The organism is Bacillus sp. FSL K6-0255, from assembly GCF_045040725.1.
GTDB lineage: Bacteria > Bacillota > Bacilli > Bacillales > Bacillaceae > Bacillus > Bacillus subtilis.
This window is the reverse complement of the sequence record NZ_CP150278.1, coordinates 3960859-3973163: the sequence shown is the minus strand read 5'-3', so window position 1 is coordinate 3973163 and position 12305 is coordinate 3960859. Positions and strand designations below refer to the sequence as shown.

10 protein-coding genes are annotated in these 12305 nt (G+C 45.0%); 5 read left to right on the top strand and 5 right to left on the bottom strand.

Going from position 1 to position 12305, the window contains the following annotated elements:
* Window positions 1-71 precede the first annotated feature (71 nt).
* Entirely contained in the window at window positions 72-1952 is a 1881-nt protein-coding gene (gene htpG, locus MHB62_RS20625; RefSeq protein ID WP_003243561.1) for a molecular chaperone HtpG, read from the top strand.
* Window positions 1953-1993: 41 nt separating this feature from the next.
* Here htpG and MHB62_RS20620 read toward each other — a convergent pair whose 3' ends face one another.
* From MHB62_RS20620 to iolR, 5 genes are all read right to left on the bottom strand, one after another.
* A complete protein-coding gene (locus MHB62_RS20620) occupies window positions 1994-3379 on the bottom strand; it encodes a sugar porter family MFS transporter (protein WP_015715023.1) in 1386 nt (461 codons plus the stop codon).
* 237 nt (window positions 3380-3616) lie between these two features.
* A complete protein-coding gene (locus MHB62_RS20615) occupies window positions 3617-3925 on the bottom strand; it encodes a YxcD family protein (protein ID WP_003227046.1) in 309 nt (102 codons plus the stop codon).
* 3 nt (window positions 3926-3928) lie between these two features.
* Entirely contained in the window at window positions 3929-4579 is a 651-nt protein-coding gene (locus MHB62_RS20610; RefSeq protein ID WP_029726144.1) for a hypothetical protein, read from the bottom strand.
* Between the two features lie 261 nt (window positions 4580-4840).
* Window positions 4841-5773 carry an aldo/keto reductase gene (locus MHB62_RS20605; protein ID WP_003227049.1) on the bottom strand — a complete coding sequence of 311 codons (933 nt, stop codon included), beginning with the start codon at window positions 5771-5773 and terminating at the stop codon, window positions 4841-4843.
* Window positions 5774-5826: 53 nt separating this feature from the next.
* Window positions 5827-6582 carry a myo-inositol utilization transcriptional regulator IolR gene (gene iolR / locus MHB62_RS20600; RefSeq protein ID WP_003227050.1) on the bottom strand — a complete coding sequence of 252 codons (756 nt, stop codon included), beginning with the start codon at window positions 6580-6582 and terminating at the stop codon, window positions 5827-5829.
* 416 nt (window positions 6583-6998) lie between these two features.
* Here iolR and iolA point away from each other — a divergent pair, with 416 nt between their 5' ends.
* The 4 genes from iolA (at window position 6999) to iolD (ending at window position 12299) form a co-directional block, all read left to right on the top strand.
* Complete coding sequence (iolA, locus tag MHB62_RS20595) at window positions 6999-8462, top strand: methylmalonate-semialdehyde dehydrogenase (protein ID WP_032676940.1); 1464 nt, start codon at window positions 6999-7001, stop codon at window positions 8460-8462.
* Between the two features lie 74 nt (window positions 8463-8536).
* Complete coding sequence (iolB, locus tag MHB62_RS20590) at window positions 8537-9352, top strand: 5-deoxy-glucuronate isomerase (RefSeq protein WP_003243247.1); 816 nt, start codon at window positions 8537-8539, stop codon at window positions 9350-9352.
* Between the two features lie 23 nt (window positions 9353-9375).
* Complete coding sequence (gene iolC, locus MHB62_RS20585) at window positions 9376-10353, top strand: 5-dehydro-2-deoxygluconokinase (RefSeq protein ID WP_003243753.1); 978 nt, start codon at window positions 9376-9378, stop codon at window positions 10351-10353.
* 32 nt (window positions 10354-10385) lie between these two features.
* Window positions 10386-12299, top strand: a complete 1914-nt coding sequence (iolD, locus tag MHB62_RS20580; RefSeq protein WP_003242642.1) for a 3D-(3,5/4)-trihydroxycyclohexane-1,2-dione acylhydrolase (decyclizing) — start codon at window positions 10386-10388, stop codon at window positions 12297-12299.
* The last annotated feature ends 6 nt before the right edge of the window (window positions 12300-12305 follow it).

Genomic DNA, 12305 nt, shown 5'->3' with positions numbered 1-12305 from the left:
TGACAATTGTCATCTTATGTGATAAATAGATGCTGAAAAGGGTTTACATAATGGTAAAGGAGCGATCAAGAGTGGCGAAAAAAGAGTTTAAAGCAGAGTCTAAACGCTTGCTGGATATGATGATTAACTCCATTTATACCCAAAAAGAAATTTTCCTGCGCGAGTTAATCTCCAATTCGAGTGATGCGATTGACAAAATCTATTACAAAGCGCTTACGGACGATGCGCTTACGTTTGATAAAGACAGTTACTACATAAAGGTCGCAGCTGACAAAGATGCGAGAACATTAACCATCTCTGATACGGGGATCGGAATGACAAAGGATGAGCTTGAACAGCATCTTGGAACAATTGCAAAAAGCGGTTCCCTCGCGTTTAAAAAGGAAAACGAGCTGAAAGACGGACATGACATTATCGGGCAGTTCGGTGTCGGTTTTTACGCGGCATTTATGGTTGCCGATGTCGTGACAGTCATCAGTAAAGCGCTTGGCAGCGAAGAGGCTTATAAATGGGAGTCTGCGGGTGCAGACGGCTATACGATTGAGCCGTGTGAAAAGGATTCTGTCGGTACAGACATTATCCTGAAAATCAAAGAGAACACAGAAGATGACAGCTATGACGAGTTTTTAGAGGAATATCGTTTAAAAGCGATCATCAAGAAGTACTCCGACTTCATTCGCTACCCGATCAAAATGGATACAACCATTAATAAGCCGAAGGAAGGCAGCGAAAATGAATTTGAAGAGGTGCAGGAAGAGCAGACGGTCAACAGCATGGTGCCGATCTGGAGAAAAAACAAAAGCGAGCTGACAGATGAGGATTATGAAAAATTCTATGCTGAAAAGCATTACGGGTTTGATAAACCGCTGACACACGTTCATATCAGCGTGGATGGAGCGGTTCGCTACAACGCGATTCTATTCGTCCCTGAAAACATGCCGTTTGACTACTATTCCAAGGAATATGAGAAAGGCTTGGAGCTGTATTCCAATGGCGTGCTGATCATGAATAAGTGCGCAGACCTGCTACCGGACCACTTCAGCTTTGTGAAGGGCATGGTCGATTCTGAGGATCTGTCGCTGAATATTTCCAGAGAAATGCTGCAGCATGACCGCCAGCTGAAGCTGATCGCGAAAAACATCAGCAAGAAAATCAAAAGCGAGCTGCAAAGCCTGTTGAAAAAAGACCGCGAGAAATACGAGACGTTCTACAAGTCGTTCGGCAGACAGCTGAAATTCGGCGTGTACAATGATTTTGGCGCGAATAAGGATCAATTGAAGGATCTCCTCTTATTCTACTCTTCAAAAGAGAAAAAACTGGTCAGCTTAGACGAGTATGTTTCCAGAATGCCAGAGGAGCAGAAATTCATTTATTACGCGACCGGTGATTCTTACGACCGCATTGAGAAACTGCCGCAAACGGAAATGGTGGCGGACAAAGGCTATGAAATCCTCTACTTTACTGAGGACATCGATGAGTTTGCAATTAAAATGCTGGCTTCTTATCAGGAAAAAGAATTCAAGTCCGTATCAAGCGGAGACCTTGGCATAGACACGGATGAGGATCAAAAGCAGTCCGAGGAAGAGGAAAGCAAGTATAAGGATCTGTTTGAGGAAATGAAAAACATTCTGTCAGACAAAGTGAAAAACGTCAGAATCTCAAAACGGCTTAAATCACATCCAGTCTGCCTTGCTGCTGACGGCGAAGTGACAATTGAGATGGAAAAAATCTTAAATGCGATGCCTGACAGCCAAAATGTGAAGGCGGAAAAAGTGCTGGAAATCAACCCAAATCACGAGGTATTCCAAACACTGCAGGACGCGTTTGAACAAGATAAAGAGAAGCTGAGCCTGTACACAAACCTTCTGTACAATCAGGCGCTCCTCATCGAAGGCCTGCCGATTCAGGACCCTGTGGAATTTACGAACAATATTTGCAAGGTCATGGTGTAAACAGAAAAAGGAATCGTCTCATAAGGAGACGATTCCTTTTTTTATAATGTACGCTCATTCAGCACTTGGTTTTGGGTGCTTTTCTTCTTTTTAAACCGTTTTTTCAGGCTTGCTTCAATTTCCTCCAAGCTTTTCCCTTTGGTTTCCGGTACCATGTAGAACGCGAAGAAAAATGAGAGAAGACAAATGACTGAGAAAACCATAAAGACCCATGCGATGCCCATCGCGCTTAGCATCAGCGGGAAGACAAGCGACACGATCAGGTTAGCTGCCGATAACACCAAAGTCGTGAACCCTGTCGCGGCTCCGCGTGCTTTGGACGGGAAGAGCTCAGGCATGAGCACCCACACTACCGGACCCCATGTCGCCTGGTAAAAGACGATATAGACACCGAGAAAGACTACTGTCATCCACGCTGTTGATGCGGAAAGCCCCAGTGTCAGGAGCACGCCTGATAAAGCAGCAAGGCTCAGTGTGATGCCGACACTTCCCCAGATCAGAAGTTTTTTGCGTCCGACACGGTCAATTAAAATCATGGCAGTGATACACATGATGACGTTAAGGACGCCGATTCCCATTGTGCCGAGTGCGGAAGCTGACGTGCCAAGACCGGCCTTCGTAAAAATGGTCGGCGCGTAGTAGATGACCGTGTTAATGCCGACAGCCTGCTGAAAAATGGCAAGACCGACGCCAATCAGAAGCATAGGGCGAATCCATTTGGCTTTTAGGACGCTGAGTGTTGTTTCTTTTTTCTCTGCTTCTCCTTGCTTCATCTCTGCCAATTCCATTTCGATGTCTTTGGGATCATGAGTGATGTTCATGATTCGTCTCGCTTCTTCTTCACGGCCGCGCTTCACGAGCCATCTTGGCGATTCCGGCATGAATGCGATGCCGATTAATAAAAGCACGGCAGGCACCGCGGCCAGACCGACCATCCAGCGCCACGCTTCAAACGGTGTGAACAGGTAGTTCACGATATAGGCGAGCAAAATTCCTGTGACGATCATTAAGTTGTTCATTGTGCCGAGTGTACCGCGAATTTTTGTCGGTGCCATTTCTGAAAGATATACGGGCACAAGCGCCGTTGAACCGCCGACGGCCAATCCGAGAATCACCCTAGATGCAATCAGCATGCCGATTGTTTGAGAAAATGCGCAAGCGAGCGCTCCGATAATGAAAATGATGGAAAGGACAAATACAACCTTTCTCCTGCCCCAGCGGTCTGAGCATGTACCGCTCAAGGCCGAACCGAAAATCGCGCCAAGGAGCAACATGCTGACAACCAATCCTTCTGTCAATGTCGTTAAAGGAATATCGTTATTGATAAACAGGAGTGCCCCGGAGATAACGCCTGTATCGTAACCGTAAAGCAGTCCCCCTAAAGCGCCGAAAAAGTAGATCATATATTTCCTTGTGTCTTTCTTCACAAATGTCTCCTCCTCAGTTGTTGAGCCAATGAGTATCTAAAATGTATAACAAAGTTAATAGATTAGTACCCATTTCCTATCTCATTTGAAACATTTGTTTTGAACAAACGGAAACGTTAAAGCCAAAAGAGATGATCACAGATCCGCTGAGTTTAGGAAAAACGAAATAACTTTATGCTCAGAGAAACCATTAAAAAAACCTTACCCGCGCGGAGTAAGGTTTTGATTAAGACATTTTTATTCTTCTGCTTCGTTGACGAAAACCAAGGCGGAGAAGCCTTTTTTCTTATCAAATTGCAATTCAACGACGGTAACGTCCGGATTGAAGTTGTGGTATTCCTCTAAGAACTGAATAATGCCTTCTGAAATGTCATCTGACATAAGCTGCTTGTGGTGCAGGCCAAATGTAGCTTCAGCGAAGAACCCTGTACGCTTGTTATAAGATAGCTCCTTTACTTCAACGTCTTCAGGGTAGATATCTTCTTCATTGGAAATATACACGCAAATTCCGTCTACAATTTCTTGCTCATTTAATATTAATCTCATCGCCTAAAATCTCCTTCTGTACGTCTTCGGTGCTTTAAATGCGCGAATCAATGCGATGACAATGATTAAAATAATGATCAAAGCGATGATATCAACGATCCAGGCAATGGGTGAAGCGCCATAAGAAACATAGCCTGGTCCTCCGACTGGATGATAGGTGTAACCCCATGGGTGCATCATGCTGATCATGAACATACCCATTGTAAATCCGCTATAATATCCAAACCATCCTGATGGTGCGAAACCTGCGTGATAGTAATGATTCACTGAAACATAACGTCCGCCAACATAAGCTTTAGACGTTTTTCCGCTGTATGTCTTTCCGCTTACTTTTGATGTAGCGCCGGAAAAGGTCCCTGACGATTTTTTAGAGCTTGATGAGCTTGCCTTTTCCGAAGGCTTCTTTTTAAGCGAAATCGATGATGATGAATCGTCAGGCGTCTTGGATTTTTTGCTAGAAGAGCCTGATCCTGAGCTGTAGCTTGATTTCGGGCTTGATTTATAGCTTCCGCTGTATGACGAGCTTGAACTTCGGCTGCTGTAACTAGATGATGAGCGGCCGCTAAAGCTCTTTGCATGAGAAATCGTTGATGGCAGCAGTACACCTAAAGCAACGGTTACTGCAACTAAGGCTTTTACATATTTAAGTTTCATTCTGTTTCCTCCATAGACCGCCGAAAAGGTCCGCTATTCTGACCAGCAAATAAAAGAAGCTGGGTCAGCTTTATTTCATATGAGCTAGATGATATGAACGTTTCATACTTTTGCTTTCTCAATCACTTTCTTTCTGAGATAAACTACCTTTATTTTATCGGATTTATGGCTCATTTTGTAAGGTTTTGCTTCAAAATCAGTTATTTAGGAATTTATCGCACAAAAAAACAGCCTTCTCCAATGGAGAAGGCTGTTTTCTTCTTATGCGAACAGCTTATCAATAAATGAAATATCCTCTTGAGAAAGCGTCACGTCGGCTGTTTTGATGTTATCAATCAGCTGATCGGCACGTTTTGCTCCCGGGATTAAAATATCAATTTCCGGTCTTGCTAAATACCAGGCCAATACGATGTGAGGGATATCCACGTTGTGTTTTTCGGCAATCGGCGCAAGCTTGTTGACCTTTCTGATATTTTCTTTGAAACGCTCGCCCTTGAAGTGTTCCTGTTCGTTTCGCAGGTCGCCTTCTGGGAACGTTGTATCTTCTGTATACTTTCCTGCCAATAAACCTGATACGAGCGGGAAGTAAGGGATAAATGAAATATTATGCTCCTTCGTATACGGGAAGAATGTTTTTTCCGCTTCACGGTTTAACAGGTTGTATTCGCCTTGCAATACATCTACCAAACCGTCTTTGTTTGCTTCTTTCAATTGCTCTAAAGAGAAGTTGGATACACCGATGGAGCGGATTTTTCCGGCTTTCTTCATCTCATTCAGCGCGTTAACAGCTTCATCCTTAGGCGTATGTTCGTCAGGGAAGTGAATGTAGAACAAATCGATATAATCGGTATTCAAGCGCTTCAGGCTTTCATCAACTGATTTTTTAAGAAATTCTGGTGAATTATCAAAGACAAAGTCATTGCCTTGTTTTCTGTGAGCGGCTTTTGTCGCGATGACAACATCTTCACGGTTGAATTCACGCAGCACTTCACCAATTAATTCTTCGGAACGGCCGATCCCGTAAATATAAGCGGTGTCTAACATTGTCACGCCATTACGGATCGCCTCGCGCACCAATTCTTTTCCGGTTTCTTCATTTAGGTTCGGATAGAGGTTATGTCCTCCGACAGCATTTGTTCCTAATCCGATAGGGAATACCTGCAAGTCTGATTTTCCGAGCTTCGCTTTTTTCATGATCTGCCTCCTAGAATAAAATGGATGATAGACTCTCAACACTATTGTAAACGTTAGGCTAGATGAATGCCGATTTGATGCTCATTGCAGTACTGCGTGTACTCGTCGTCTAATGGCTGAGAGGTTACAATGCAATGCAGCCTGTCAAACGGTGCATACGTCAGAAGCGTTGATTTTCCGAATTTAGAATGGTCAGCCAATAGATACACTTCTTTTGCTTTTTCCGAAATCCTCTTTTTAATTTCATACTCCAGCAGATCCGAGTTGGTCAATCCGTGTGTCAGCGTCGTTCCGGTAGCGGACATAAAGGCTTTGTTGATATTGTACTTATCAAGCATAGCCGGGTCGTCCATGCCGACAAAGGAGCGGGTTTTTCTCTTATAGTTGTTTCCGATAATGATTAAGTTGATATTCTTCAAAGCTGACGCCGCATTGATAATGTCTAAACTGTTGGTTAAGATGGTGACATTTTTGGCTGGATCAAGCGTATCAAGAATAGACTTTGTCGTCGTTCCTGAATCAATGAAGACCAAATCGTGATCTTCAATAAATCGGGAAGCATAATGAGCGATTTTTGTTTTTTCATCCTGGTGCTGAATGGTGCGATTTTCAAAAGGAACTAATGCGGTTTTTTCAATAGATGTTACGCCGCCGTATACTTTTTCAATCGCACCCTTTTCTGTTAGCTTGTTGATATCACGTCTGACTGTGTTTTTGGAGACATTGAACACCTGGCACAGCTCATCTAAGGAAACAGTGCCATGCGATAAAATGTACTCCTCCATTTCCTGAATCCGCATCAGTTTCATATAAAAAACTCCTTCTTGAATCTTTACGTAACATAAATATATAATAAAAACCAAAAGTTAATCAATAGTTGCTTAAAAAATGATAACATCGGTGTATATCTTTTGCAAGATTGGACGGCCTTCTCTTACCTCTCTTACTTGATTAAAAGATTAATATAATAAAAATAATGAAAAAATGTAGTGTTTATGATTGACTTATGGGTATTATGCGATTAGAATATAACCAAGAAATGACCAAAAAGTAACCTGTTGTGCATGAAATGGTTGCTTGTATGTAAATATGCATCCGCCATTTATTTTTTTGGTTTTTTTGAAAGCGTTTAATTCTTGGCTTACTGAAAAGTGGATATTGATATGAATCTATCCGGAACCATCCATACAAGTGTATGTGTTTACTAATGAAGGAGGCAATAAGAATGGCAGAAATCAGAAAATTAAAAAACTATATCAACGGTGAATGGGTTGAAAGCAAAACAGATCAATATGAAGATGTCGTCAATCCGGCGACGAAAGAAGTGCTATGCCAAGTGCCGATTTCTACAAAAGAGGATATTGATTACGCAGCGCAAACGGCGGCTGAAGCATTTAAAACATGGTCAAAGGTGGCGGTTCCGCGCCGTGCCAGAATTCTATTTAACTTTCAGCAGCTGCTGTCCCAGCATAGAGAAGAACTGGCTCATCTAATTACCATTGAAAACGGAAAAAACACAAAAGAAGCTTTAGGTGAAGTGGGACGCGGGATTGAAAACGTAGAGTTCGCCGCTGGAGCACCTTCCCTGATGATGGGTGACTCGCTTGCTTCCATCGCAACGGACGTTGAAGCGGCGAACTACCGTTACCCAATCGGAGTTGTCGGCGGAATCGCGCCATTCAACTTCCCGATGATGGTTCCTTGCTGGATGTTCCCGATGGCGATCGCGCTCGGCAACACATTTATTTTAAAGCCATCTGAGCGGACTCCGCTGTTAACAGAGAAATTGGTTGAGCTTTTTGAAAAAGCGGGCCTTCCGAAAGGGGTATTCAACGTCGTATACGGTGCGCATGACGTTGTAAACGGGATTCTCGAGCATCCCGAAATTAAAGCGATTTCATTTGTAGGCTCCAAGCCAGTAGGCGAATACGTCTACAAAAAAGGAAGCGAAAACTTAAAACGCGTTCAATCTCTGACTGGCGCGAAAAACCATACGATTGTCTTGAACGATGCGAATCTTGAAGACACGGTTACAAACATCGTTGGAGCTGCCTTCGGTTCTGCCGGTGAACGCTGCATGGCTTGTGCGGTTGTGACAGTTGAAGAAGGAATCGCCGATGAATTTATGGCGAAGCTGCAGGAAAAAGTGGCGGACATTAAAATCGGTAACGGCCTTGATGACGGCGTGTTCTTAGGACCGGTGATTCGCGAAGACAACAAGAAGCGCACGCTCAGCTATATCGAAAAAGGTCTTGAAGAAGGTGCCAGACTCGTATGTGACGGACGTGAAAATGTGTCTGACGACGGCTACTTTGTCGGCCCGACGATCTTTGACAATGTCACAACAGAAATGACGATCTGGAAAGATGAAATTTTCGCTCCGGTCTTATCTGTCATCCGTGTGAAAAACCTGAAAGAAGCGATTGAAATCGCCAATAAGTCTGAGTTTGCGAACGGCGCCTGCTTGTTCACATCCAACTCAAACGCAATCCGCTACTTCCGTGAAAACATTGATGCGGGAATGCTAGGCATCAACCTTGGTGTGCCGGCTCCAATGGCGTTCTTCCCATTCTCAGGCTGGAAATCTTCATTCTTTGGAACGCTGCATGCGAACGGAAAAGACAGCGTCGACTTCTATACACGTAAAAAAGTGGTGACGGCAAGATATCCGGCACCTGATTTCAACTAAACGACGAACAGCCGAACGGCGTCCATGTGCGCTGTTCGGACTCATTCTGCCAATAGAAAGAGGAGGGCTTCTCTATGAGTTATTTGTTGCGTAAGCCGCAGTCGCATGAAGTGTCTAATGGGGTCAAACTCGTGCACGAAGTAACGACATCCAACTCTGATCTCACTTATGTAGAGTTTAAAGTGTTAGATCTTGCATCAGGTTCAAGCTATACAGAAGAATTGAAAAAACAAGAAATCTGTATTGTGGCGGTAACGGGGAAAATTACAGTGACAGATCATGAGTCGACTTTTGAGAATATCGGCACGCGCGAAAGCGTATTTGAACGAAAACCGACAGACAGCGTCTATATTTCAAATGACCGTGCATTTGAGATCACAGCGGTCAGCGACGCAAGAGTGGCGCTTTGCTATTCTCCATCGGAAAAGCAGCTTCCGACAAAGCTGATCAAAGCGGAAGACAACGGAATTGAGCATCGCGGGCAATTTTCAAACAAACGTACTGTTCATAACATTCTTCCGGATTCAGACCCTTCAGCTAACAGTCTATTAGTAGTTGAAGTCTATACAGACAGCGGCAACTGGTCCAGCTACCCGCCTCACAAACATGACCAAGACAACTTGCCGGAAGAATCTTTCTTAGAAGAAACGTACTACCATGAGTTAGACCCGGGACAGGGCTTTGTGTTTCAGCGCGTATACACAGATGACCGTTCTATTGACGAGACAATGACTGTGGGAAATGAAAACGTTGTCATCGTTCCTGCGGGATACCACCCGGTAGGCGTTCCGGACGGATACACATCCTACTATTTAAATGTCATGGCAGGGCCGACGCGAAAATGGAAGTTTTATAACGACCCGGCGCATGAATGGATTTTAGAACGCTAACAAGTGAGGAGTGGCTGTTTACGATGAAGTATACATTCAATGAAGAGAAGGCTTTTGATATTGTTGCCATCGGCCGGGCATGTATTGATCTGAACGCAGTCGAATACAACCGCCCAATGGAAGAAACGATGACATTTTCGAAATATGTCGGCGGTTCACCTGCGAATATCGCGATCGGCAGCGCGAAGCTTGGCTTAAAAGCGGGCTTCATCGGCAAAATTCCGGATGACCAGCATGGAAGATTCATAGAGTCCTATATGAGAAAGACCGGCGTGGATACTACACAGATGATTGTTGATCAAGATGGACACAAAGCAGGCCTTGCATTTACAGAAATCCTCAGCCCTGAAGAATGCAGCATCTTAATGTATCGCGATGATGTGGCGGATCTTTATCTTGAGCCTTCAGAGGTAAGTGAGGACTATATCGCAAATGCGAAAATGCTGCTTGTCTCCGGGACAGCGCTCGCCAAAAGCCCGTCACGGGAAGCGGTGTTAAAAGCTGTTCAATACGCGAAAAAGCATCAGGTTAAGGTGGTATTCGAACTGGATTACCGGCCATATACGTGGCAGTCATCAGATGAAACAGCCGTTTATTATTCTTTGGTTGCCGAGCAGTCTGATATCGTCATCGGCACACGCGATGAATTTGATGTGATGGAAAACCGCACAGGCGGAAGCAATGAAGAATCCGTCAATCATTTATTTGGCCATTCAGCCGACCTCGTTGTCATCAAACACGGCGTCGAAGGCTCTTACGCATACAGCAAATCCGGCGAGGTATTCCGCGCTCAAGCGTACAAGACAAAAGTGCTGAAAACCTTTGGGGCCGGTGACTCCTATGCGTCAGCCTTTATCTATGGCCTTGTCAGCGGAAAAGACATTGAAACGGCATTGAAATACGGCAGTGCTTCAGCCTCCATTGTGGTGAGCAAGCACAGTTCGTCAGAAGCGATGCCGACTGCGGAAGAAATCGAACAGCTTATTGAAGCACAGTCATAATTGAAAAAGATCGAGTAAAGGTGGGATCGTTTGTGGGTAAGAAAATTCGCTTAACAACTGCGCAGGCGCTGATTAAATTCTTAAACCAGCAGTACATCCATGTAGATGGAAAGGAAGAGCCTTTTGTCGAAGGGATCTTCACGATTTTCGGTCATGGAAACGTATTAGGGATCGGGCAGGCGCTTGAGCAGGATGCAGGCCATTTGAAAGTCTATCAAGGGAAAAATGAACAAGGAATGGCGCATGCGGCCATGGCGTACAGCAAGCAAATGCTGAGAAGAAAAATATATGCGGTGTCTACATCCGTCGGACCTGGAGCGGCTAACTTGGTGGCGGCAGCCGGCACTGCATTGGCAAATAATATCCCAGTTCTCTTGATTCCGGCAGACACATTTGCGACAAGACAGCCAGACCCTGTACTGCAGCAAATGGAGCAAGAATACAGTGCGGCGATTACGACAAACGATGCATTGAAGCCTGTATCGAGATACTGGGACCGCATTACGCGCCCTGAGCAGCTGATGAGCAGTTTGCTGCGCGCGTTTGAAGTCATGACTGATCCGGCAAAAGCAGGTCCGGCAACGATTTGTATTTCTCAGGATGTTGAAGGGGAAGCATACGATTTTGATGAAAGTTTCTTCGTCAAACGGGTTCACTATATTGATCGCATGCAGCCGAGCGAGCGCGAGCTTCAAGGTGCGGCGGAGCTGATTAAATCCAGCAAAAAACCTGTGATTCTCGTCGGCGGAGGCGCAAAATATTCCGGTGCGCGCGATGAATTGGTTGCCATTTCTGAAGCCTATAACATTCCGTTAGTTGAAACGCAGGCAGGAAAGTCTACCGTTGAGGCAGATTTTGCGAACAACCTTGGCGGAATGGGCATCACAGGTACACTTGCGGCAAACAAAGCGGCCCGCCAAGCTGATTTGATTATCGGCATAGGCACAAGGTATACAGATTTTGCGACATCCTCTAAGACCGCTTTTGATTTTGATAAAGCGAAGTTTTTGAACATTAACGTCAGCCGAATGCAGGCGTATAAACTTGATGCATTCCAAGTGGTGGCGGATGCGAAAGTGACGCTTGGCAAACTGCACGGCTTGCTTGAAGGCTATGAGAGCGAGTTCGGCACAACGATCCGGGAGCTGAAGGACGAATGGCTAGCTGAACGCGAGCGTCTCAGCAAAGTGACGTTTAAGCGGGAAGCATTTGATCCGGAAATCAAAAATCACTTTTCTCAAGAGGTCCTGAATGAATATGCTGACGCGTTGAATACGGAGCTTCCGCAAACAACGGCATTGCTGACAATCAACGAGACGATTCCTGAAGACAGCGTCATCATCTGTTCAGCAGGCTCACTCCCAGGAGATTTGCAGCGTCTGTGGCATTCTAATGTTCCGAATACGTATCACCTGGAGTATGGATATTCTTGCATGGGCTATGAAGTGTCCGGGACACTCGGTCTTAAACTGGCCCACCCTGACAGAGAAGTGTATTCAATCGTCGGAGACGGCAGCTTCCTGATGCTTCATTCTGAATTGATCACGGCGATTCAGTACAACAAGAAAATCAATGTGCTGCTCTTTGACAACTCAGGATTCGGATGCATCAACAACCTGCAAATGGATCACGGCAGCGGCAGCTACTATTGCGAGTTCCGCACAGATGACAACCAAATCCTGAATGTCGATTACGCGAAAGTCGCTGAGGGATACGGCGCGAAAACCTACCGCGCAAACACAGTAGAAGAATTAAAAGCGGCGTTAGAGGATGCGAAGAAACAGGATGTATCAACATTAATTGAAATGAAGGTGCTGCCTAAAACAATGACGGACGGCTATGATAGCTGGTGGCATGTCGGGGTGGCAGAGGTATCTGAACAAGAAAGCGTTCAGAAGGCATACGAAGCAAAAGAGAAAAAGCTGGAATCTGCGAAGCAGTATTAGAGGGGA